Origin of the sequence: Clostridium sp. HGF2, from assembly GCF_964240115.1 — a bacterium.
In the GTDB taxonomy this organism is placed as follows: Bacteria; Bacillota_I; Bacilli_A; order Erysipelotrichales; family Erysipelotrichaceae; genus Clostridium_AQ; species Clostridium_AQ innocuum.
In genome coordinates this window covers 84,574-107,762 of record NZ_CAXSSO010000006.1, presented here as the reverse complement: position 1 = coordinate 107,762, position 23,189 = coordinate 84,574, and the positions used below count along the sequence as shown (strand labels likewise).

The 23,189-nt window shown below is 41.2% G+C and carries 20 protein-coding genes; 3 read left to right on the top strand and 17 right to left on the bottom strand.

Going from position 1 to position 23,189, the window contains the following annotated elements:
* Position 1: 1 nt before the first annotated feature.
* The 4 genes from ACESPQ_RS11745 to ACESPQ_RS11730 form a co-directional block, all read right to left on the bottom strand.
* A complete protein-coding gene (locus ACESPQ_RS11745) occupies positions 2-958 on the bottom strand; it encodes a N(4)-(beta-N-acetylglucosaminyl)-L-asparaginase (RefSeq protein ID WP_002607061.1) in 957 nt (318 codons plus the stop codon).
* Positions 959-1,189: 231 nt separating this feature from the next.
* Positions 1,190-2,284: a DUF871 domain-containing protein gene (locus tag ACESPQ_RS11740; RefSeq protein ID WP_257335223.1), complete on the bottom strand. Its 1,095-nt coding sequence runs from the start codon at positions 2,282-2,284 to the stop codon at positions 1,190-1,192.
* 391 nt (positions 2,285-2,675) lie between these two features.
* On the bottom strand, positions 2,676-2,996 hold the full coding sequence (locus tag ACESPQ_RS11735; protein ID WP_002607063.1) for a PTS sugar transporter subunit IIB: 321 nt from the start codon (positions 2,994-2,996) through the stop codon (positions 2,676-2,678).
* A gap of 18 nt (positions 2,997-3,014) precedes the next feature.
* Positions 3,015-3,344, bottom strand: coding sequence for a PTS lactose/cellobiose transporter subunit IIA (locus tag ACESPQ_RS11730; protein ID WP_002607064.1), 330 nt, complete (start codon positions 3,342-3,344; stop codon positions 3,015-3,017).
* A 204-nt stretch (positions 3,345-3,548) separates the two neighbouring features.
* Between ACESPQ_RS11730 and ACESPQ_RS11725 the strand changes: the two genes are divergently transcribed.
* Together ACESPQ_RS11725 and ACESPQ_RS11720 are read left to right on the top strand one after the other, a co-directional pair.
* A complete protein-coding gene (locus ACESPQ_RS11725) occupies positions 3,549-5,315 on the top strand; it encodes a M3 family oligoendopeptidase (protein ID WP_217780212.1) in 1,767 nt (588 codons plus the stop codon).
* A gap of 282 nt (positions 5,316-5,597) precedes the next feature.
* Entirely contained in the window at positions 5,598-7,061 is a 1,464-nt protein-coding gene (locus tag ACESPQ_RS11720; RefSeq protein WP_002607066.1) for a M81 family metallopeptidase, read from the top strand.
* 747 nt (positions 7,062-7,808) lie between these two features.
* Here ACESPQ_RS11720 and ACESPQ_RS11715 read toward each other — a convergent pair.
* The 7 genes from ACESPQ_RS11715 to ACESPQ_RS11685 form a co-directional block, all read right to left on the bottom strand.
* Positions 7,809-8,906, bottom strand: a complete 1,098-nt coding sequence (locus tag ACESPQ_RS11715) for a M42 family metallopeptidase (RefSeq protein ID WP_233105374.1) — start codon at positions 8,904-8,906, stop codon at positions 7,809-7,811.
* Between the two features lie 3 nt (positions 8,907-8,909).
* On the bottom strand, positions 8,910-9,974 hold the full coding sequence (locus ACESPQ_RS11710) for a M42 family metallopeptidase (RefSeq protein ID WP_002607068.1): 1,065 nt from the start codon (positions 9,972-9,974) through the stop codon (positions 8,910-8,912).
* Between the two features lie 132 nt (positions 9,975-10,106).
* The gene (locus tag ACESPQ_RS11705; protein WP_002607069.1) at positions 10,107-10,631 is read right to left on the bottom strand and encodes a GrdB-related putative oxidoreductase; all 525 of its coding nucleotides are present in this window, start codon (positions 10,629-10,631) and stop codon (positions 10,107-10,109) included.
* Between the two features lies 1 nt (position 10,632).
* A complete protein-coding gene (locus tag ACESPQ_RS11700) occupies positions 10,633-10,962 on the bottom strand; it encodes a PTS sugar transporter subunit IIB (RefSeq protein WP_002607070.1) in 330 nt (109 codons plus the stop codon).
* A 373-nt stretch (positions 10,963-11,335) separates the two neighbouring features.
* Positions 11,336-12,697, bottom strand: coding sequence for a PTS sugar transporter subunit IIC (locus ACESPQ_RS11695; RefSeq protein ID WP_002607071.1), 1,362 nt, complete (start codon positions 12,695-12,697; stop codon positions 11,336-11,338).
* A 449-nt stretch (positions 12,698-13,146) separates the two neighbouring features.
* The gene (locus ACESPQ_RS11690) at positions 13,147-13,839 is read right to left on the bottom strand and encodes an RDD family protein (RefSeq protein WP_002607072.1); all 693 of its coding nucleotides are present in this window, start codon (positions 13,837-13,839) and stop codon (positions 13,147-13,149) included.
* An 11-nt stretch (positions 13,840-13,850) separates the two neighbouring features.
* Positions 13,851-15,764 carry a PRD domain-containing protein gene (locus ACESPQ_RS11685; RefSeq protein ID WP_257327650.1) on the bottom strand — a complete coding sequence of 638 codons (1,914 nt, stop codon included), beginning with the start codon at positions 15,762-15,764 and terminating at the stop codon, positions 13,851-13,853.
* Positions 15,765-16,421: 657 nt separating this feature from the next.
* On the opposite strand from ACESPQ_RS11685, the gene ACESPQ_RS11680 reads away from it, so the two are divergent.
* The gene (locus ACESPQ_RS11680) at positions 16,422-17,294 is read left to right on the top strand and encodes a YitT family protein (protein WP_002607074.1); all 873 of its coding nucleotides are present in this window, start codon (positions 16,422-16,424) and stop codon (positions 17,292-17,294) included.
* Positions 17,295-17,756: 462 nt separating this feature from the next.
* On the opposite strand, the gene ACESPQ_RS11675 is transcribed toward ACESPQ_RS11680, so the two are convergent.
* The 6 genes from ACESPQ_RS11675 to ACESPQ_RS11650 form a co-directional block, all read right to left on the bottom strand.
* A complete protein-coding gene (locus ACESPQ_RS11675) occupies positions 17,757-18,650 on the bottom strand; it encodes an ATP-binding protein (RefSeq protein WP_257270992.1) in 894 nt (297 codons plus the stop codon).
* A complete protein-coding gene (locus ACESPQ_RS11670) occupies positions 18,628-18,948 on the bottom strand; it encodes a helix-turn-helix domain-containing protein (RefSeq protein ID WP_002607076.1) in 321 nt (106 codons plus the stop codon). The genes ACESPQ_RS11675 and ACESPQ_RS11670 overlap by 23 nt, the downstream gene beginning before the upstream one ends.
* Before the next feature lie 429 nt (positions 18,949-19,377).
* Positions 19,378-19,554 carry a hypothetical protein gene (locus tag ACESPQ_RS11665; protein ID WP_002607077.1) on the bottom strand — a complete coding sequence of 59 codons (177 nt, stop codon included), beginning with the start codon at positions 19,552-19,554 and terminating at the stop codon, positions 19,378-19,380.
* Positions 19,555-19,783: 229 nt separating this feature from the next.
* Positions 19,784-19,933 carry a hypothetical protein gene (locus ACESPQ_RS11660; protein WP_002607078.1) on the bottom strand — a complete coding sequence of 50 codons (150 nt, stop codon included), beginning with the start codon at positions 19,931-19,933 and terminating at the stop codon, positions 19,784-19,786.
* A 280-nt stretch (positions 19,934-20,213) separates the two neighbouring features.
* Entirely contained in the window at positions 20,214-21,044 is an 831-nt protein-coding gene (locus ACESPQ_RS11655) for an HAD family hydrolase (protein ID WP_373144387.1), read from the bottom strand.
* A complete protein-coding gene (locus ACESPQ_RS11650; RefSeq protein ID WP_373144386.1) occupies positions 21,041-22,969 on the bottom strand; it encodes a BglG family transcription antiterminator in 1,929 nt (642 codons plus the stop codon). Before ACESPQ_RS11650 ends, ACESPQ_RS11655 begins: the two co-directional genes overlap by 4 nt.
* Between the last annotated feature and the right edge of the window lie 220 nt (positions 22,970-23,189).

The following is a 23,189-nucleotide window of genomic DNA, read 5'->3' as shown; positions in this document are numbered from 1 at the left end:
GCTATTTCTCAATCAATGGTGCCATGCGGGTACTCATATAATTCTCCAGCCATTCACTGCTGGCTTCTTGATGTACGCATTTCCCATGTTCTCTTTTTGTCACATATACAATCGGCTTTTGTGTCTGTGTTGCGACTGCGAAAGAAAATCCCTCTATGTTTGTGGCAACGCCCCATTCTCCTTTATTGTTCATTGCGACAAGCGAAATGTCGCCTGCCTTGCCGCGGCGTTTTGTAAGCTCTTGATCCAGCTTTGAAACAGCGATATCACAAGCCTCCTGCGGATGCTTTCCCTCCTTCATCAGCCGGACGATCTCATAAGAGATACAACCCTTCATTAAATCCTCACCGAGTCCTGTAGCGCTGGCACCGCCTGCCGTACTGTCCACATAAAAGCCGGATCCTGAAATCGGGGAATCGCCGACTCTGCCTTTTTTCTTCATAAATAAGCCGGAGGTAGAGGTGGCTGCCGTCATATCGCCGTGACTGTCAAGACAAACCATACCCACCGTGTCATGTCCGCTGTACGGCTTGATTTCCAACTCCTGCACATCCTTAACACGATTTTTATAATGAATTTTCGCGCGATCGCTTAACATATTTTTACGTTCAAAGCCCTCCTTGTGTGCAAATTTTTCCGCCCCCTCACCGACCAGCAGATTGTTTACGGCTTCCTTGCTTAACCGGCGGGCAATACTGATAGGATTCGCGAAATCCTTAATTGCGGCAACTGCTCCGATATCAAAGGTTGTTCCATCCATATAGGCCGCATCCAGTTCCACTTCCATTTCCTCATTTGGCAGACCGCCGTAGCCCACGGATTTATAGTATGGAAAATCCTCTACCTCTTTAATTGCCGTCTCGATAGCATCACCGCTGATACCATCGTTTTCCAATATTCGGGCAGCTTTTTCGATTCCTTCCGCTGCCATTCTCCAGGTCGCTATAATACCCCACATATTCATTCTCTCCTTTCGCATTCATCAACTATCATATTCTCCTTCATTATAATACCATTTCAGTATATCGTTTCTAAGATCATTTCCTAAAGCCTAGGAAGTATGTGTTTTCTTGTTGAAAGCTGATCATATCCGCACAGCCTTGGTGAATTGCGCATACTGTTCCTTGTAATTGCCCAGCAGCTTCATCCTCCGTACTACAAGAGGGGGAACGAAGGACTGATGAGTTTTTTATTCGATAAAGCCAAACAAATGCTCGGGGTGTTTTTCCATTTCATCAAGAATCATCATGTCATCATTTGCAATATGACCAACGAGATTACGCTCACCGTCATTTTCCATATCTGTTAACAGGATTTCGATTTCTCCGCGATAATGCGATAAATTGTCATTTACAACTACAACATCTCCGCGATGGAACATTCTCTGTTCACTCATCCGTTGCGGTATTGCTTCTTCTTTGAAAAAGAAACGCGGAAGGGAGCTGCGGATATAATAGTCGCTGGCATCCTGCCGCCCGGTATGCGGATAGTCAAACAGTGCTTTCTTTTCAGCCGCACAGATATCCTTTTCCAGTTCCATGCGGATTGTTGTTTTTGATAGATCGACAGCAGCCATCGCTTTTAACTCCGCTTCACTGGCATACGCATTTCCAATCAATATATCATCAATCAGCTCACAGGCCAGCATATGGCGCAGCTGTACATCAATCGGCTTCGTACGGTGGAGCTCTACGGTTGGAAGTCCGGCAGATACCGGCCATGGACCGAAGGTATCCGGTTCCCGGCTGGTCACGAAGGCTGCTGTATGAAGTCCCAGCCCCTTCCATTTCTCATTTAAATTCATGAACAGCTTCCAGCCGATTCCGCTGTAGCGTTCCGGATAAAAATTATGACAGATTGTAACATTATGCGGATCTGCGCCGTGCTTCAGCAGATAGTCGATTGAGGAATCCGCACTTCCGTTAAATTCAATTTTAATGCCATATTCATTATGGGTAATCGCCCGGTCAAGAAAATCGTCAAAGTGACCGTCCAGACGAATGATATCCACATGCATGTCATGAAATACCTTTAAATCCAAAGGTGTTGCGCCCAGGTGTTTGAAAACATCCGGATTGGTGTCGACGGCTACTTCATAGCCGAGTGCATGAGCGCGATTCATGAAATCAGTAAATTCCGTAATGATTTCTTCCTTTGCTTTTTGTACTGAAAGCAAGCATGTAAAAATTCTTGTAAATCCGTATCCGGCTGCTGATACCATATATGCCTGATCTTTTTCAGGGGTTGAATGCTCCGGATATACGCTGATACCTAATTTGTGCATAAAATGCCCTCCTTATAATACTTCTATTATAACGCAGGCTGCATAGGTTATCGCGTATACGGTTTCCTAATGCTAGGAATAAAAAGCATCGTGGCGATTTCTTCAGCACCTCATTCAAAAAACGGGTGCAATGTCCGTCATATTATTTGTGCGTATAATGCCCTCACTTATAACACTTCCGGTATTCTGCAAACGGCAAAGGTTATCTTATATACTGTTCCTTAAAACAAGCATTAAAAAAGAAAAATCTGTTTCCATATCGCTAGGTTCTTATCCAGGTGCAGATCAATATCGCAAATGAAAAGGCACAAAATTACATTGTAATCTTGTGCCGGATAGCCACAAACTGAAACAATCGAGCGTGAGATAGAGCCCGGCTATTGGGGTATTCTTATTTCTTAAATGATTTAATCAGCTTGATTGCGGTTTTCAGGACTTTTTCTCCGTTCATCATACCATAATCGGAGGCGTCAATCACCGCTACCGGAGCAGTTTCTTTGAATCGTCTGTTTGTTTCTTCGTACAGATATTTTACCTGAGGTCCAAGTAAAATACAATCAGGGTGCAGCTGTTCGACAATATCGCCGATTTTAGAATGAGAATATGCCTTTACTTCTAAGGGAAGGCCGTGAGCATCTGCCACATTCTGCATCTCCTGAGCCAGCATACTCGTAGACATACCTGCACTGCAAAATAGATAAATTTTCTTCATATCGTTCTCCTTTCTGCTCTATTTAATCTTGCTTTCAAGCGCTATGATTCTTTCATAATTCTGAATCATTTCGTCAGCGATGATTTTAAAGCTTTCCGCACTCATCAACTGATCTTCCGCATGGATCAGAAGCAAACCGGTTTCTACTTTTTTGCCGCCTGCTTCCTGCTGAATCATTTTCGCATGAGCTTCATGTCCTTGAAGGAAACTTTTATCTCCCTCTTCAATCATTTCTCTGGCCCTTTCAAAATTCGCTTTTTTAGCTTCCTGTATTGCTTCTATATAGCTGGAGCGAGCCATTCCTACAGCAGAGATAATTTGAAAGCATTGCTTTTCCAAACCTTCCATTACTCATACCCTCCTCTTAAGTGATCTTGATCACGCACTTCTATTATACTAGCCATTGAAAAAAATACTTTTAACACAGTTTCCTAATCATTAGGAAATTGATTATGAAGGAGTGATAGTACTTCCTAGGATGTTAGGAAAACGTTCTACTGTCTCTTTGCATTTCAGTGCCTTATAATGAGTACAGGAAAGAAGGTTTTAAAAATGAACAGATATGAATGGTCGCTGGATGCTTTATATAAAGGCTACGATGACCCCGCTTTTCAAAATGATTTGAAACAGTATCATGATTTACACGACGAGCTTTCTGCACTGACGGAAGAAATGAACACACTGGAGGAATGCTGTGCGGTGAAAGAAATCCTTCAGCTTTTGGAAAAGGAATATGATTTATCCGGCCGTCTGCACATGTACACGATTTTACGCCAATCTGTGGATACCAATGATAAACAGACTCTGCGATATTTGAATATCATCAATTCGAGAATATCCTCTTATTCCGTCTATCGTTCGCAGTTAAAGGATTATCTGGCACATATAAAGCATATGGACTCCTGCATACAGCAGGACGAAATGCTGAAGGAGTATTCCTTTCTGCTGTTTACATTAAAAGATAAAGCCTCTCATTCTCTTTGCAAAGAGGAAGAAGCGCTGCTGGCAAAGCTTTCGCAGACAAGTACAGCAGCATTTCGTGATATGTATTATCATTTGACGGCAAATGTCTCCGTGGAGTGTCTGGGGCAAACTATGACTCTGACACAAGTGAAAAATTTATGTCATTCAACTAGCAGAGACGTGCGAAAGGAAGCCTTTCTGTGTGAAATGAAGGCCTATGAATCCATCAAAGAGCCGCTTGCCTTTTCCATTAATAACATCAAGCGTCAACAGCTGATGGAAGCACGTATGCGGGGGTATGAGGATCCCCTGGATAAAATGCTGCAGGATTCCTTCATGAAGAAAGGAACATTGAACACGATGTATGTCGCTGTTGATAAGTATCTACCTAGGTTTCATGAGTATCTGCGTACAAAAGCAAAGCTGTTGGGATATGATAACGGACTTCCGTGGTATGAAATTTACGCGTCCCTCGGTACGTGCGATATGTCCTTTACGATCGAAGACTGTGAAGCGTATATACAACAGCATTTCAGAAATTTCTCCACTGATTTATATGATATGACAAAGCAGGCAATAGATGAGCATTGGATTGATTATCCAAGCCATACGGGTAAACAGAGCGGGGCATTCTGTGAAAATCTGGCATGGATCAAACAGAGCAGAATCATTACCAATTATGGAAATACCCTGAGTGACGTTATCACGGTGGCACATGAGTTAGGACATGCCTATCATGGAATGCTGGTTGAAAATGAGCGGCCTCTAAATAGAGAATATTGTATGCCGCTGGCAGAAACGGCATCTACATTCAATGAGAATATCATGTATCGTGCTTTAATCAATGATGCAGACCGTGAAAATAAATTGTTCTTGATTGATACGCAGCTGTCTGCACTCTGTCAAAATATCTGTGATATCACAACCCGCTACACATTTGAAAAATCTGTATTTGAACAGTGTGAGGAAAGGTTTATGTTTGCTTCCGACTTGATGCAGCTGATGCTGGAGGCGGAAAAGAAATGTTTTAAGGATGGGTTGGACCCGAATTGGCTCCATCCGTATCGCTGGATTACAAAAGTACACTATTATATCCCAGATATCGCTTTTTATAATTTCCCATATACCTTCGGCGCCTTATTTTCAAGAGGCCTGTATGCGATGTATGAAAAAGAAGGGGAGGCATTCCTTCCGAAATATCGCGCCTTGCTGAAGGCATCAACTACGCATACGGTAGAAGAAACAGCGGCCATTGCCGGTATAGATTTGGAGGATGCCGCTTTCTGGGAAGCCTCACTTGAATCCATCATAAGGCAAATGGATGAATTTCTGATATTAGCGAAAGAGACAGCATAGAATCAGGGCTGAATTGCATGATTGTATCAGTCCGTCAGCTGCCGGCAGTCAGATAGAAAAGGCGTCCAAACAGAAGCTGTTGTATACTGCGCTAGGAGGTATTGGGATAACTGTTTTTCTGACAGCAGAGGCTGCAGAACGAAAGCGTCCGGATATCTGCTTTTCCAATAAAAATCGTTTTAAGGGTTTATGTAGAGATTGATAAGTAGAAAAACCGAATGCCTGCTCTTTCAACAAATTTTATGAATCTATATAAAGATAAAAGTAAAGGAGAAACGTTTTATGAAAGTATTATTTGCTTATTTCAGCTCAGAATCGAATGAGCATTCACGCAGTTTGATGACCTTTGATAAATTTGTTTTTAAGTTTGGTGAAGAGGCCGTTCAGCATGTTTCCTGCCGTAAGGTTTTTGAGGATGCCGGTATAGAATTGATTCCGGCAATCATTGCCCGCGGACACCCGCATGGCCCTGTCACATACGATGCTTTTGAATTTATCCGTTCACGTATGATGGTAGAGGTGAAATCACATATTCATGAAATTGATGGAATCTTTCTGTTTTTACATGGCGCCAGTAAAGTGATCGGCTTGTCAGGAGGCTCGGCTGAGCACGCTTTCCTGAAAGAAATACGTGAAATAACCGGGCCGTATATGCCAATCGCCCTTGTAATGGACCCCCATGGAAATCTGTCCGAAGAGCTTGTAAGCAAGGTGAATATCCTGCGCTGCTACCGTCATTCTCCGCATACGGATGCAGAGGAGACATTTCAGTTTGTCGCAGAAAAATTTGTTGAGCTGTTAAAGAACAGAAGGAACATAAGACCGGTATACCGAAAGGTTCCTATCATAATCGGCGGGGAAAAGAGTGTATCACTCGATGAGCCGATGGTATCCATCAACCGGCTGTGTGATGAAGCAGAAAAGGATGAACGCATTATGAGTGCTTCTTTTCATATCGGCTATCTGCGCCATGATGGTGACAAGCTGGGATGCTCTGTTGTCGTTGTACCGCAGAGCGGTAAGTATCGAGCCTATGCCGAGGAAGTGGCAGATCATATTCGTGCGTTTGCATATTCACGGCGTCATGAATTTCATTATCACGGCAATACCGGTGAACCGCAGGAGGTCTTACATAAGGCAGTTGCTCATACAGGAGGAACCGTATTTATTACAGATTCAGGAGATAATGTAGGCTCCGGAGGAGATGGCTTTAATACCTATATGTTACGACAGATTCTCGCAATGCATGATACCAACCATAAACAGTATCTGGTAAGCGGAATTGTTGATCACAACGCTTTTAAAAAACTGTATCCCCGACATGTAGGCGAGCATGTCAGTCTGTGCATTGGCATGAACTATGATGAATTATGTAAAAGCGTACCGATTGAAGGAACTATAATCGCGAAAGGTATACCTGATGAAGGGTACGAGCATAAAAAAGATATGGGGACTGCGATAACGGTCCGATTAGATCATGCACCGGTAAGCGTTGTTATTCTGAATGATGCGATTCAGTTTTATGAGCCGGAGCAGTATACCCGCTGTGGTATCGTGTTAAAGGAATATGATGTTGTTGTGGTAAAACAGGGATATATCTCTGCCGAGTTTGACGCATATGGTGATTTGTGTATGATGGCGCTTACTCAGGGGCCGACATATCAGAGAAGTGAATTATTAAAATTCAAGCAGATTTATCGACCGATGTGGCCTTATGATGATTATGACTTAGAGGATATGCTGTAACAGGGCATAACGGGGCTTATTCTGGGTGATTCCGTAAGTGCGGAGGAGTGCATGGAAGCAAGAGGTAATAGGGCATACCGAGGCATAGTTTGGGTGAGCCTTTCAGATTGTAAAAAGCAATACCCACATAAATCTGTTACAGATTAAAGAGTTCTCTGGCCTATTCCACGATTGATTCTTTCTCATATTTGACTATTTGATTATAGATAATAAAAGCACAAGATCATGCGCAATCATGAAGCTGATCCTGTGCTTTTTGTTGTGAATTATTTGCGATACCCATGTTCGAATAAGAACGCCATAATAAGAGAATGCCTTTTTTTCTATTCTGCATAACAGAAGAAAAGAACATTGAACATTATTTTTTACATGTGTTAAGGATGAACGGACAGGGCTGTTTATTCTATTTTATAGCAGAGTATGCCTCTTTTTTTCTATTCTGCATTACAGAAGAAAAGAACATTGAGCATTATTTTTACATGTGTTAAGGACGAACGGATAGGGCTGGATATCCTATTCCACATTAAAATTTAAATCCTTTTTTGTTTCTTATTGTCTGACTTAAAGTACATTGCACAATTACTTTAAATAATTTTCAGGATGAACGGATATCACGTAATCTGCCTGTCATGTTTAAGGATTCATGGATTTCAATGTTATAAGGCTCACAGCGCATAGGATAAACGCAGCCATAGTAAGAAGTAGGTATGGTTTGCAGTTTCATGAAAAAAGTGTCTTTCGACACCTTTACTGTATTGCGGTTCTCATTGCACTTACTTTATCCCAGGATAAACGGCGGCAAAATTCTGCAATCGCCTCTACCGTCTGCACATAATCTCTGCGGTGTATGATCAGGTGATGGGAATGCATATAGCGTGTTGGAATACTCAATGTCATGGTTATGATACCATCATATGCTTTGTGAATATTGTCGGCATCGGTTCCTCCGGCAGTCATCATATCGTAGTTGATGCTGAGTCCTAAATCCCTGCAAATCTCTTCCATTTCCCGTAACAATGCCTTATGGGCAATAATACCGGCATCCATTATAGATAGCACCACACCGTTGCCAAGCTTGACATCTCCCTTATCCATCGGTGTGTCCAATGCTGTTGTGACATCCAGTGCAATCGCTACATCCGGATGCAAAAGGTTCGCTGCTGTACGGGCCCCCCGTAATCCGACTTCCTCCTGCACAGTGCCCACAGCATAGACGTTTGCCTCATGCGCGTCCTTCTGTATGCGGTATAATACATCGACAGCAAGGGCTGCACATAAACGATCATCCCATGCTTTCCCCATCAGATAATTAGGATTGTTCATAACTTCAAACTTTGTATCCGGGGTGATCATATCTCCTATTTGAATCCCTAATTCCAATACCTCTTCACGGTTATCCACCCCCATGTCAAGAAATAAATCAAGGGGCTTTATAACCTTTTCTTTTACCTCAGGGGGCAGTCCGTGCGGAGCGCAGGAACCGACGACGCCGTGATATCGTCTACCTTCCTTTGTGGTTACATATAATGTCTGAGATGGCAGAACATGTCCCCACCAGCCGCCTACGGGCAGCATGCGGATATAACCTTGTTCATCAATTTCACGCACCATGAAGCCAACCTCATCCATATGTCCGCAGATCATCACCTTTGGACCGTCAGCATTTCCTTTCTGCAGACCTGCTATGGAGCCAAGGTTATCGTATGTGATTTCGTCGCAGACAGGGGTTAACCACTTTTTCATGATACGGCTAACTTCCTTTTCGCATCCTGAAATTCCATGAGCTTCGCTCAGCTCTCTGATCATTTCCAGATTTATCGTTCCATATGCCTCTTTCATATGCATACCTTAGCGATTCTCCGCTTTATAAGCGTTAATTTTGTTTTCATCAAGCGATGTGATGATGGCAAGCAGCGCACTCTTCGCACAATCGTAATCACGTATATCAATCATGCTGTTTCCCGTATGGACATTACGTGCGCAGATGCAGGCGCTTAAGGTTGGACAGCCGGAAAATAATTTATGTATCCAGGCTGCGTCTGTCTGTGCCATATTATAGTAATACTGATAGGGCAGCTGCTGATTCTTACAGGTCTGTACAAGGGTATCCAGCAATAGGCGATTTGGCATCATGCCCTTATCATAATAACGAATCAGGATTCCTTTTCCAAGCTGCCCGACTGCCTGTTCATCCCTGGTGATGTCGTTTGCTGAACTGCAGTCCAATACGATTCCCATATCCGGATGAATCAGTCCTGTCGCTGTCGTTCCACCCCGTATACCTGCTTCCTCCTGTACGGTTGCTCCGATATACAAATCCACATCAAGCTTTGTTTCCTTCAGTGCCTGCAGCAGCTCGATAGCCATAATACAGCCATAGCGATTATCCCATGCCTTGGAAAGGATGCGATGACCGTCACCAAGCATGGCAAATCCGCCGTCAAGAACGGCGCTGTCTCCAACCTTAACGCCCCAATCAGCAGCCATTTCGGCATTTTCCGCACCGAAATCTATCCGCATATGCTTTGTGTCGCAGGCGGCTATTTCATCCTTATCACATACGATGGTACCGATGTACTCTCTACCGCTGGCTGCCTTTAAACGCACCCGCTGTGCATGCAGACTTTGTGCATCCATCCCGCCGATACATATAAATTCAGCAAGGCCGTTCTTCTTAATACTTGTAATCATAAAGCCTACCTCATCCATATGACCGCAGATCATCACTCTTAATGCATTCGGTTTTCCGCTTTTCTTTACGGCGAAGATAGAACCCAGATTATCGTATATAATTTCATCAGCATAGGGCTCCATATGCGTTTTCATAATTTTTGAGATATTCCTTTCATCTCCGGAGATACCAACAGCCTGTGTTAACTCCTCCATTAAAGCAATCGTTTCATTCGTCAACATAAATACACCTCTTTCTCTTTCATAAATTCATTATAGGCCTTTTAGAAATAATGTATTTGAAGATTGCTTCCTATGTATTAGGAAAAAAGAAAAGCAGCAAAACAGCTGCTTTCCATGTAATCAATAAGGCCTTTAATGATATGCATATTCCTTGATCATATCACTGACATCTTCTTTTTTCGCAAGCTTCAGGGCAAACTCACACATCATTGCCAGACTTTGCGGTAATCCCGTACCACCCTTTTTCGGCATTTTAAGAATGGTCACATGATTTTTAAATTCATCAATAGCTGTACCGCATTCCTCAGACATGATAGCAAACGCCGGTATGTCTGTCAGCTCATTGATTGTCTGAGCTGTTTTTGCGGCCATTTTTCCATAGTTCCCGTAATTAAAGCACGGACCGCAGATTACCACATCCGGATTGAGCTTCTTGCTCATAGCAGCAAATCTTTTTCCGTTGGTATCCGGATCCTGTGCAAAGGTTCCATCACCGCAATACAGTGTTGCACAGATGCTTCCTCCCATATCCGTTAAAGTCTTTTCAAACATATGACATGAACCTATTGCCATCGGTTTTCCTCCCATTGCCAAATCAGGACTTTCTTTTCCGCCAAGTCCTGCCTGCGTTTGATCAAATACCATCAATACTTTCATTTTATAATTCTCCTCGCTTTCTTTTCTGCAGCAGAAGCAATGCTTTCTTTAATACTTTTTCACCGTCCATCATCCCATAATCCTCCTGTGAAATCAGCATGACAGGGGTTCGCTCATCAAAGCGCTTTTTCGTCTCATCAAAAAGATATTTTACCTGTGGACCCAGCAGGATGATATCCGGATGTTTTTCTTCAACGATGCTTTGCATCTTTTTATAAGAGAATGCATTAACTTCGATTGGAAGCATGTGTTTATCAGCACAGTCCTGCATACGGCTTGCCAGTAAACTTGTAGACATTCCCTGGTCACAGAACAAATAAAGTCGTTTCATACATCATCCTCCCTTACCAATTCATTATAAATCCTTTTCATGTGCAATATAACCAATTATATTTCCTAGCTGTTAGGAAATATAACTATGACCAATATTTAATAACCGCTTTTTTCATGCGAAAAAGAGGAAGCAAATGCACGATATCTAACAGGAGTCATAAAAGGCTTGAAATTTCCGGCTCACAGCGCAGCGTATTGCATTAGTCGCAAAGAAAGAGCTGTAATTCATGCTTATCACATTTTCATAATATATATCTATTGAGATTGGAAGGGGGGCAGCTAAGAAAAAGAGGCTTCGCATCTTATTGGTGCAATACAACAGATGTGAAACCCGCTCAGTCTATAGCTGTGTAAGAATAGCGTCTGGTATGTTACAGATCATCCAATGATAAATCATCAAATGAAATATCTTCTTCCTCTGTACCCTCTGAATTTTCTTCATCATGCAAATAACCTTTATCGAGCGCTTTAATGAATGGGAAATAGATACAGCATCCGATAACCAGCAGAATAATCTGCCATACTGCGGCAATCCAGCTTCCTGTTGATAACCAGCCGGAGAATCCGATTGGAGTCGTCCACGGTAAGTTGACACCGGTTGTCTTTGGCAGAATTTCTGCTATTGTCAGTAAGTAGGATGTAACTAAATTAAATAATGGTACAAAGATGAACGGTATAATCATAATCGGGTTTAATACAATAGGCAATCCGAAAATGATTGGTTCATTGATACCGAAAATACCCGGAACAATGCTTAATCTACCCAACACCTTGATACGTTCAGATTTACAGAACAGCAGCATACAAATAACGAGCGATAGCGTACTTCCACCGCCGCCAAAGTTCGTGAAGAAGTTTGAGAACGGATTGGTAAAGATATGCGGTAGTTCATTATTCGGCGTTCCTGCTTCAAATGCAAGCAGCTGATCGGCAGTTAATACGTTGCCGATGAAGAATACAGAGTTCATTACGGCAGGACCGTTTATACCGAAGAACCAGAGGAATGTACACATGAAGCTGTAAATAGCATTTGCCCCCAGAGTATCCCCCAGTCCTTTCATAGGCGTCTGAAGTACGGTGAATACAAAACCCTGTGCGGTTTCAAATGGTGTAAATTCAAAGAAGATACGAATCAGGAAGCATACCAGTAAAACGATGGCACTAGGTACCAATGCAGCGAAGGAGTCCGCTACAGCAGGTGGCACACCCTTTGGCATTTTGATTGTCCATCCCTTTTTGTAAACCCAGATAAACAGAAGTACGCAGAGTATAGAGCAGCACAGAGCCATGAAGATACCGTTCGTACCGATATTATCAAAGGATAAACCTGCAAATGCACCTTCTAAAACCACTTTTCCCGCGTCATTGACCGCATCATGAATGACCGGCTGCAGGATGAAAAATGAAACTAAGGCAACGGCAGCGCCCTGTATTTTATCTCCACCAAACTCTCTGGCCATAGCATAGCCAGTACCCAAACAAGTCAGTAAAGCGGTACAGTTAAAGGTTGCGCGGGATACGGCTTTAAACCATTCCTCCCAGCCTGCCCCAAATACTCCTGTCCAGAAGTCAGACCATCCGGGTATCGGAAAATTGGCGATCAATAAGAAAATCGAACCGACGATCAGTAATGGCGTGGCTATTAAGAAGCCATCACGAATGGCAATCAAGACTCTGTTTTTACTTAGCACATCAGACATTGGCATAAGTATTTTCTCAAGCTTGTTAAACATTTTATTTCCTCCTCTTTTTTGTCTTAAAAAATTTAATCGTGCGCACTAAACTTTTTACAATCTAATTATAATAAAAGTTTACTGCTCGCAACATGAAAATGATTTCCTAAGGTATAGGAAATCCACTTTTTCTGACGGTGATGGAAAACATAAATATAGATATATTGCAGGAAATGTATCTATTGCAGGGAACAGCAGGATATCGGAATGAAGAACTAAAAAAGCAGGGATAATAAAAGATATCAGGGTCAGGGACTTAAAATGCAGAGAAAAGCAGAGTATCGAAGTGAAAAACTGGAAAAAGTAGCGAAAAGCAGGATATCAAAGAAGGGGCAAAGAAACGGAGAAAAGAAGGATATCGAAGTATAGGACTAAAAAAACAGAAAAGGATTTTAGAGTGAAAAATTAAGAAAAAACAGGGATTCTCATCCCTGTCGACAGTGCTGCGGCTATAAAGCATGGTAGTCGGATACATCTTCTTTTTGAAGCATATATACTTTTGTTTTACCGAGATAATCATGAAGCATACGGCGGTCGTAATTTGTCAGGGTGATGATAAAAGATAAAAATGTCATGAAATAGGTAATGTAGCCAAAGGAAGCGGGATAATCAATTTTGGCAGTCAGAACGATCAGCTGCACGACATAGGTGGTCGTGAAGGCCGCAAGCTCAAGGAAGGTCATCCCAATGACATTTCTCATAAATAAAGCTTTGGCTGTAGCTTTTGAATTATCCATCATTACGATTTTATAATTTAATAAACGCTTTGCGGGTGTCTGTCCCGGCCATATTTTTAATGGTATATACACATAATAAAACGTATAGAATAAGAATACAAAGAATGTGATAATATATGCCCAATGCAACGGAATGCCAGCCAGTATTTGTGTAGTATTCGTCGAGCCGGTGAGGGAAGCTTGGATGATGACCAATGGAATTACGCAGAATATATTGGCAAGCATGAAATCCATCAGATACCCGAAAAATCTTCTGATATTCGACACGGGAGAATGCTCTGTATCTTTTACAAGGGTATCCTGCTTTTTCAATAATGCAATGCTTAAACGATCAATGAGCCCCAGCTTCTTTTCTCTGTAATGTTTTGTTGGTTTCTTATTATTTTCAGTGATTTTCGCAATCATAATATCTCTCCTCACTCCACGATACGTGCAATAAAGTCATTATAATCATGACTTTCTAAAAGTGTCGCAAACCGATTGGCATCACTCACTGCATTGCTCAGCCAGTCAAAGAACAGCTTCAGCATATAGCGGTCTGCATCATTGATCGCGAGCAGTATGACCAGCTTTACTTCAAAAGGTCCCCATGGAATCGGATTCTTCAAAATAGCAACGGATATGTTGGATTTAATGCTCATTACATTGAAGCTATGCGGTACGGCAAAGCTGTAGGCAAAGGAGGTTGCGGACATGGATTCTCTTTTCAAGACAGATTCCTTGAATCCATCCGGTATATAACCGGATGCCTGCAAATTATCACACATATAATTGATTACGTCCTCATGCGTCGCTATATCAACATCTGTATAGAAGAATCGTGGTTCTATCATACCGGATATACCTTCTTCAAACTCTTTCTGAAAATGCTTCTTATCCAATAGGTTCAGCGCCTGGAAAATACGGCTTTCGTCCTCTAAATTGATAAACAATGAAATTTGAATCGTGGCGATATCCAGATCATGCTGCAGGGGGAGCGTTGTCAGTATCAGATCAGGCCGTGCATTAAGAATTGTTTTCTGTTCGAAGAAGTTCAGACATTCCACGATGGCCATTCGCTCACCGAACCGATTTTCTACTTTTTTGACGCACATATTGCTTAATGCCTGATCGTGTGGATAAATCATAATAACCCGGTATTTTCCCGACAGGTTCGCACGCTCGAAGGCAGCACCGAGATGCAGCGATAGAAAACCTATTTCGTTTTCACCGATCACCTCATTTAATTGCTCTTCCAGATACCGTGCAACACGTATTCCCATTTCAAATACCAGAGGATATTTACGTTTGATCTCCTGCAGATATACATTGGATACATCATGTTTTCTTATCTGGCGCTCCATGAGTGACTGCATGTGCATTTTCAAACCGATACGCAAATCACTGTCTTGTGCGAAATCAATATCAAAATCATCATGAATAACTTCTAACATGCCGTCGATAATATCATCACTTGTTAAGCTATCATGAAATTCATGAACCAGATCCTTTGAGTAACTGGTTCCTTTCTTTCCCATCAATAACAATGCAAGCAGCGCGATTTCATCCTCAACGATTTCTATACGTATCTTCCTGGCTGTATTCTGAAAAAATTCACGTGCTATCTCATATTCCTGACTTTTCTTTAATTCTTCATAATCGCGTTCCGTATGTATATAGTTATGTCGTAGAATTCGTTCGATTGCGATTCCCACATGAACCATCAGCATCGGAAATGCCATTTCACGTACATGGAAATTGTATTTGTTAAACGTTTCTTCAAGTGTATCCTTAACAATCAGTAAATCGAAATCATTATACAATGCCGCAAGGTTATTCAAATTCAGAAAATTACCCTGTGTTTCCTCGGCTAATAAATCTTTATACAGCTTGCGCTTGCTCTCTTCATCACCTTCTAAATGGATAAAGTTCTTAGAGCGTACCAATCTTAACTGCTCATAAGGCTCAATCATTCTTTTTATACGTTTAATATCATTATCAATCGAATATTCACTAACAAACACCTGATCCTGTAAATTGGTGATACTTAGTTCATTTCGCTGAAATAGAAGCTGCTGTATGATATATATACATCGTTCCTGCGGTGTCTGTGCGATTGGCTGTTCGATTTCAATGTTCAGCGTCCGAAGAATTTCCTGATTCAAATGATATCCATAGCGAAGATTGGACTCAATCAATGCATTCTCATAATAACGGTTAATGGAATCAATGTCTGAGCGTATGGTACGATCTGATACATTTAGAAGCTTGGACAATTCTTTACCTGTAATCCAATCGTTAGAGTCATTCATCATCATGATAATTTTTTCCTGTCTTTTATTTAGTCCCATGTTGTCAATCCTCTCTAAATAGTATTATATAGAATTATCTTCAGGAAGTAATTAACATTTTTTCCTAACTCTTAGGAAGTTTTGCGAATTGGTTACTGGAATTTTCTTTTTTACACAGGAGCAGAGGGAAAAGAGAAGCGTTATTCTTTTCTTTAAGTACAACTGGTCTTTCTGTATAGTCAGGGCTGAGACTGCTGTCGTAGCAGTATAGCTGAATAGGAGATATGCTTTTTTCCTCTAATACTATGATAAAGAGTGTCATAATGGATAGGCTAAGTCACAGTACCTAAAATACGCTATGCGGTGCTCCTGCGATAAAGGATTTTATGCGGCTCTGTTTGAAAAGAAGGTCATGCCTGCATAAGGGATAAACAGAAGGATGTTATTCCTCAGGTCTGTATGCCATGCATTTAAAATATTGAAGGAACTCTGCTACAAGCATTTGATCTATTTCTGTAACCCGCATTCAAGGTTATCAATATCCTGTTGATTAGCTGCAATATGTCATATTCAGGAAAAGATTCGGTTCGTGTGCGATGAAGCGGCCTGTCACAAGCGGCAGAAGAATGCATTTTTCCTACCGCCTAGGAAACCCTTTTAGCCACTCTCAAATGAAAAGGAATTATAATAATGTAGAAATTAAAGAGGGGATCGCTTATGTTAACACATTCATTGAAGAACAAAAAAGTACGTTATCTATTCAGCTGTATCGCAGTTGTTATCTCAGCATTATTGCAGGCATATGTCATTCAGGTTTTTATTACACCGAGTAATCTATTGAGCAGCGGTTTTACAGGCGTTGCTATTTTGATTGATAAAATAGCTGCTTTATATGGCTGTCATATTTCAACCTCCATCGCTATCCTGATGTTAAATATTCCGGTGGCACTGATTTGTTTTAAAAGCATCAGTAAAAAATTCACCATACTTTCTACCATTCAATTTGTTTTAGCTTCTGTATTTTTAAACTTCTGTCGTTTTCAGCCGCTCTTTCATGACCTGGTGCTGAATGTTGTTTTCGGAGGATTCTTGTATGGTCTTTGTGTTGTCATCGCTTTAAAGGGAAGCGCGTCAACGGGAGGGACGGATTTCATCGCTCTTTATGTTTCTAATAAAATCGGCAGGTCTATTTGGGAACAGGTTTTTATCTTTAATGCTTTGATATTATGCATATTCGGATTTATGTTTGGATGGCTGTACGCAGGATACTCCATTGTTTTTCAGTTTATTACAACAAAAACGATTTCTACATTTCACCATCGCTATGAGCGTGTAACCATGCAAATTACGACAACCTTACCTGAGCTTGTTATTGATCTGTATGTTGATCACTATCGTCACGGGATTTCCTGTATACAAGGGTATGGCGGGTATAGTAAAAAGAAAATGTATCTGCTGCATACCGTCGTTTCCTCATATGAAGTTGCTGATATTGCGAATCTGTTGCGAGAGGCAGATCCGAGGATTATTATTAATGTATTAAATACGGAGGAGTTTTACGGAAGCTTTTATATGGCTCCTATGGAATAGAAATGGTCAGATATATCGAATGATTAGGAAAAAGCAAACAGCACGAAAGACGAATAAATATCATGAAAGCTACATAAAAATCCTTAAAGATAGATAAATGATATGAATACAAGCATAGAAATTAGAAGCAATCAAACATAATATAAAATAACTTAAATAGAGAAAAGAGCGGTTCTACGACTATATTCATATCTCAAAAAGCAGCTCATTCATAATTTTTTCAGCTTAATATCACATAGGGCAAGACTGTATTCTCTGACTGCTTATGCACATAGGCGGTAAATACGGCTTTTCTTTTCTCCTTGTTCAATCAGGCAGCCATCAAGGACCATCTGTTTCAGGAGTCTTTTGGTTGTAGATTCAGCGAGATTTAGCAGCTTTCTGGCTTCCCGGTTGGAAATACAGCCATGTTCGCGGACATACTCTTTAATTAGCTGCCGTCGTTCTTCGGATAATGGATTTTTATTGGCTTTTTATCGGCTTTTTTTCTTCTTTACAAAATAAATTTACACGGAAGGTATCTCCTATTTCTGTAAATTCGGGAGTACGCAGCTGATATTCTTCTGCTCTTTTAATGATGCGACGTATTCCTGTACCCCATCCTTCTATAAGCTCCATGCGGCTGAATACTTCCGCAATCGCTTTATTTCTTATTTTTGAACGACCATTCACAGCTTCCTTCAGAGTTAATCCGCCATACAGCATACCGGGGGAAGTGATTTCTAAGCGATCATCAAACAAAGCGACTTGAACGCAGGAGGAATCCATAAAGCTGCGATGACACTGTGCGTTAATAATCATTTCGCGGATAGCCCCAACCGGTAGTTCGTATTTTTCTTTACGCAACATCCCGTTAATTTCAGCGCTTCGATTAATATGTCTGAGTACAAAGCGATAAGCTTCTTCAATCTGTTCATACAGTGGTCCGGAATATTCCTTTTTATCAAGAAATTCATCACGATCATTACCCTTGAATAACGCACATTGTATTTTTGCAAATCTAAAATAATCGCTTGTAAGCAAAATAAAGGAATTGGCGGCAAGCAGCTGATTTCCGCTTTTCTTCAGAAGCTTCCAGTTCAGAAGGTGTTCTACTGTAATTACTGGAATACTTCTTTTTTCTTCCGATGAATCTATAGCGGACTTCATATATTTATGTATATCCTGACAAAGCTTATCTATGGCCTCTTTTGTTACTTCATAGCCATTGCAGATTTGTTCATCCCATGAAGCATACGTTCCTTCCAGCTCCAGCTCTTTGAGCTTGACAGCATCTGCTTGGCGTGAAGTTCCTGCCACACGGATATAAGTGCCGTTTTCCTTGCCTGTATGTTTAAGGACGGTTGGTTCCGGCATATATTTCAACTATAACAATGCATTTACCCTCTATTGTTTGGAAGCTGATATCCGACACTATTTGTGGTTCACAGCTATCCGAAACAGCATTCGCTATGGAATCTATATTCTGAAACACGGAATCCTTATCCACACCAATTTCAGAACGGCTGGAGTCGTCAATTCTGATAATGAGTGTTCCACCACTCGTATTTGTGAAGGCAATCATAGTTTTTATGTATGTTTCACTGCGCTTCGGCAGAGCTGCTTTATATTCCATATGTTTAGATTCACCCTGCATAATTTCTTCTATCGTCATAATAGACCTCACTTTCATATGATAAAAAAATTAAATAATATACAGATGAAAGCTGTGCCGGCTTTTTAAATGAGGCCTTTCTGATAAATTGAAATATGATGTATGTTCATGTCAGAACTTCCTCTTGGTTTTATATATTGTAACATGAATTATCCATGCATTGGGAACATGTTGAAAGCTTATCTTCATTTTTTACATATTAGGGGGTGTTACAGTTTGATTTAGGGATATAATTTGGGGCAAAGAGTCTTAGTCCTTTCGCTTATATAAGGTCTGGCAGACTGTGAAATCATATACAAGCTGCTTATCATGGGTACAATAGAGGTAGCAAAATATTCTAGTAAAGGAAGCGGGCAATACTCTTTTTCCATTCACAAAAGAAAAAAGGAAGCACACGGCTTCCTCTAAGGGACTTTGCATTCAGATGGTTCAGCGAACCAGTGAAATCACGAGGATTATGACACCCAGCACAACCGCACTGATCAGTACATTGCGGAATGTAAAGAAGTCATACGTATAGTTTCCTGTATCCTGTTCCATTTCTTTCTTTTCCCTCAAATTATGTTCTTCAACGCCATTTGGCGGTGAAAGCTTCTCCTCATTCATGGTATCTCACCCCTTACATGCAAAATCTCTTTCCTTTTGTTCCTGCAATCACATTATAGCATAAGTGACTGCTTTTGTATTAAAACTCATAAAATCGTAAGAAACGTTAAGAATTTTTGTCCAAAAGAAGAAATCTCCACCGTGATGCCCGGATGAACAGCACCAGCAGAGAATCTTACAGTTTGGATACGGAAAAGTTTACCACGATTTATGCAGGAAATCAACAAGATCAGAACAGATAGGTACTGAAAATAAATGCCAGCATGATTCCCGCCATAATTAGAATTTTTCGCATACTGATAATCTGTCTGCAGATTGCGCAGTTTTTCAGAATCATCGGTTTTGTCGGTTGCTGTCTCATCAGATTTCTGCTCGTCATACTCTTTATCTCCTTCAGCCTGTATCCTGCTCTTCCATTATATATTAACACAGTGAGCGGGTTCATCGGCTTATGTTACCAAAGTGTAATGGAACTGTAAGAAATACCTGTTCCTATAATATAAACGAAGGAAACAGAGAAAAAGTTTCAAAGTATTTGAGAAAATTATAATTATATGGTTTTTCAATTTTTTGTAGGTGTTTATCTATTTATATTGTACGGCATTTAACTATAATTAGCAATACTTTCAGAAAAAAAAGCAAACTTTATGTTCAGCTTGCTAAATAAGTTTCAATTTTTTCATACAGTTATAAATTCCATCCTCTTTGCTGGTCGTGGTAAACATGTCACTGATCAGCTTCAGCTCTTCACAGGCATTTCCCATCGCCACACCTAAATTGCAATGCCGTATCATTTCCGCATCATTCAAGCTGTCTCCAATCGCTATGGAGGCTTCCAGTGGAATTTCAAAGTGAGACAGCAGACAATCGATACCGGTCGCTTTTGTGATAGCATGATGGTATATCTCACCATTTATACATCCCTCATGAAAACCATGGTGAATGTGCTTCAGCTGTGCGGGAAGCTGTCTGTCAAATTCCTGCAAAAGGGAATCCTCGTTGATAAAGGTTGCGATTTTCATGATTTGCAGGGTGTCTGTTTCCTTTACCTCTTGAAGTGGATGCATGCGGACCGCTGCCATATACTGTCTTGCCAGCTCACTGTTGTCTTCCATGCATCTTTGAAACAGTGAATGAAAGAAGTCATATCCAATAGGGTCAAGAAAAGAAGTACGGCTGCCTTCCAGATTAAATCCGATAGCATGGGCTTGCAGTAAATGCATCATGTGAAGTACCAGCTCCTGTGAAAACGGCTTATAAAAAAGGACTTTGCCATGACTTTCTACCATAGCACCGCAGGAATAAATACAGCCGTCAAACGGGATAGCCTGTATTTCATCATCCACCTCCGGCTTGGGGCGTCCTGTCGCAAGGCAGACCCTGTGTCCGTTTGCCTGTGCCTGTGCAATCGCTATTCTGCTGGATTCCTGTATACCGATTTCATGATCCAGCAGCGTACCGTCGATATCGAGAAAAATACATGCTTTCATGCGGCTTCCTCTTCCTGATAGGAAATACTTGCGCACATCATATGCTCAAATTGTTCAAAGGAAGTGCATTCCTTCATCCGTTCCATAACATCCTCCTTACTGAACAGGTCCACCAGTGCCTCGTAGAGATCATGGAAAATCTGTTTGTCAATTTTGTTCAATGCGACAAGCAGAACCACATGGACGATATGGTTATCCCATTGGATACCTTTTTGAGAAATTGCAATGCCGATGCACGTTTTCAGTGCCTCCATTTCCATTGAGTGTGGAATAGCGATATTGCCGAAGGCAGTGGAAGCGGCTGTTTCGCGAATCATGACACTGGTTAGAAATCCTTCATTGACATATTCCAGTTCTTCCATGCTTTTGCACAGCAATGGCAGCACGTCATCTCTCTTCGGGGTGTCTTCATTCGCCAGAAACAAAGAGGAGGAGAAAAAGTCGTGAAATTTCTTTTTCAGAATATAGTTCTTCTTATTTGTACGATAGCGGTCTATGGTATTCTGGATATCCATCCGGCTGTTTGGATTTGGAAAGGGCGGTATCAGACATACCTCCTTATGCAGCGGACATTTTAAGGGTATGGTGGTCAGCAGCATATCGTAATGCTGATGCTTCAACTCATGCTCATAGGAAATCGTCTTGCGTATATTGATCTGATTCCCAAAATCTATCAGCAGCTTATTGTAAATCGAGGCTGTCATATTCATATAGTCCGGACACAGCAGGATACACTGTATTTTTCCGTCATTGGTTTTCTGGCGTTCGATATCCGCACCGATATGAAGGGCAAGGAAGGTAACCTCATCCTCATTGATATCCACATGAAAGCGCTGCATCAGCTCCATAGCGATAAAAATGGCGATATCATAAACTGTCGGACAGCTGGACTTAATAGCATCCACCATGGGATTCTTTGTGTAGGTATCATTGCGGACACGAAGCAGAAGATTTTTTAAATGCAATGCAAAGGGCGTAAGAAAGGTTTCATGATTCAAATCGATGTAATAGCTGTCATTCACCTTTTGAATGATATCTCTGGTTAATGCGAGAATATCCTCGCCAACCAGCTTTTTCAGACTATCCTCAGAGCTTGGCAGTGAATAATTTGCATTTGTCTTAAACAGCATATAGACCTCAAACTGTTCATTGCGGTTAAAGCTGATGGACAATGCCTCCTCCAGACGGGAGCACAGCTCCTCGACTAGTGCACGTTCATTTTCGCTTTCGATGAGAAAGTCGCAGTCTCTTGTTTCAACAAAATTTCCTTCCTTTACACGGTCGATGATAATGGCGAAGTGCAGTAACAGATTAACGAAGGAAAAATCATTGATATAATAGTTATATTTCTGGAAGGTGGAGCGGATGATCATGGAGACCTGTTCCACCGGGAATTCAGGAAAGCTGCTGGTGATGATATTGGCATCCATGAATTGCTGATCTGTTTCCTCATACATAACATAGCTGACAAGTCTGCGCTTGTCTTTTTCACTGCCGTGCAGGCGAACCTCTTCATTTTCACATGTGAATTCAATATGAAAATTCGCAAATGCCTTGTTCATCTTCGCGATATCCGCTTTAATGGTGGAATAGCTGACATATAGGGCATCGCAGAGATCATACAGATCCATGTGGGAGGAATGCTCCAGCATAATTTGCTTCACAATGTAAAAACCGCGCTCCAGACTGGTCTGTGGAATACTTTCCTCTTTTACAGATAAAAGCTCCTTTGCCTGTGCTGCTTGAACGGTATATCCCTGCTTGCTGGAAAGGATCACCTTCTGATTGCCGAGCAGATTGATTTCATTGACATAATTTTTTACAGACCGCGTGGAAATTGATAAAGCGACGGCCAGCTGCCGACTGGTAACCGCTGTAGCGTGATGTAGCAGAAATTGCAGCAGCTCAACGTGTTTTTTCTTCATGATACCAACTCCCCTTGCAAAGACACTTGTTATATCTATTATAATTTACCCGCAAACACTGTACAACCAGAAGATTTCACCACATGGTGCAAATGTTCATTCTCAGACATTGAATCAGCTGTAAATAATTAAGTTTCGATGAAAAGGTCTGTTTTTTTTATTATGCAGCAGTGTTTTTTTGCCTGTCTATATTATAAAGAAATAAAACAAGGAGTTTACA

Excerpts from the sequence above, each read along its gene's own strand:
- ACESPQ_RS11745 (WP_002607061.1), bottom strand. The coding sequence starts at position 958 with ATGTGGGGTATTATAGCGACCTGGAGAATGGCAGCGGAAGGAATCGAA.
- ACESPQ_RS11740 (WP_257335223.1), bottom strand. The coding sequence starts at position 2,284 with ATGCACAAATTAGGTATCAGCGTATATCCGGAGCATTCAACCCCTGAA.
- ACESPQ_RS11735 (WP_002607063.1), bottom strand. The coding sequence starts at position 2,996 with ATGAAGAAAATTTATCTATTTTGCAGTGCAGGTATGTCTACGAGTATG.
- ACESPQ_RS11730 (WP_002607064.1), bottom strand. The coding sequence starts at position 3,344 with ATGGAAGGTTTGGAAAAGCAATGCTTTCAAATTATCTCTGCTGTAGGA.
- ACESPQ_RS11725 (WP_217780212.1), top strand. The coding sequence starts at position 3,549 with ATGAACAGATATGAATGGTCGCTGGATGCTTTATATAAAGGCTACGAT.
- ACESPQ_RS11720 (WP_002607066.1), top strand. The coding sequence starts at position 5,598 with ATGAAAGTATTATTTGCTTATTTCAGCTCAGAATCGAATGAGCATTCA.
- ACESPQ_RS11715 (WP_233105374.1), bottom strand. The coding sequence starts at position 8,906 with ATGCATATGAAAGAGGCATATGGAACGATAAATCTGGAAATGATCAGA.
- ACESPQ_RS11710 (WP_002607068.1), bottom strand. The coding sequence starts at position 9,974 with ATGTTGACGAATGAAACGATTGCTTTAATGGAGGAGTTAACACAGGCT.
- ACESPQ_RS11705 (WP_002607069.1), bottom strand. The coding sequence starts at position 10,631 with ATGAAAGTATTGATGGTATTTGATCAAACGCAGGCAGGACTTGGCGGA.
- ACESPQ_RS11700 (WP_002607070.1), bottom strand. The coding sequence starts at position 10,962 with ATGAAACGACTTTATTTGTTCTGTGACCAGGGAATGTCTACAAGTTTA.
- ACESPQ_RS11695 (WP_002607071.1), bottom strand. The coding sequence starts at position 12,697 with ATGTTTAACAAGCTTGAGAAAATACTTATGCCAATGTCTGATGTGCTA.
- ACESPQ_RS11690 (WP_002607072.1), bottom strand. The coding sequence starts at position 13,839 with ATGATTGCGAAAATCACTGAAAATAATAAGAAACCAACAAAACATTAC.
- ACESPQ_RS11685 (WP_257327650.1), bottom strand. The coding sequence starts at position 15,764 with ATGGGACTAAATAAAAGACAGGAAAAAATTATCATGATGATGAATGAC.
- ACESPQ_RS11680 (WP_002607074.1), top strand. The coding sequence starts at position 16,422 with ATGTTAACACATTCATTGAAGAACAAAAAAGTACGTTATCTATTCAGC.
- ACESPQ_RS11675 (WP_257270992.1), bottom strand. The coding sequence starts at position 18,650 with ATGCCGGAACCAACCGTCCTTAAACATACAGGCAAGGAAAACGGCACT.
- ACESPQ_RS11670 (WP_002607076.1), bottom strand. The coding sequence starts at position 18,948 with ATGACGATAGAAGAAATTATGCAGGGTGAATCTAAACATATGGAATAT.
- ACESPQ_RS11665 (WP_002607077.1), bottom strand. The coding sequence starts at position 19,554 with ATGAATGAGGAGAAGCTTTCACCGCCAAATGGCGTTGAAGAACATAAT.
- ACESPQ_RS11660 (WP_002607078.1), bottom strand. The coding sequence starts at position 19,933 with ATGACGAGCAGAAATCTGATGAGACAGCAACCGACAAAACCGATGATT.
- ACESPQ_RS11655 (WP_373144387.1), bottom strand. The coding sequence starts at position 21,044 with ATGAAAGCATGTATTTTTCTCGATATCGACGGTACGCTGCTGGATCAT.
- ACESPQ_RS11650 (WP_373144386.1), bottom strand. The coding sequence starts at position 22,969 with ATGAAGAAAAAACACGTTGAGCTGCTGCAATTTCTGCTACATCACGCT.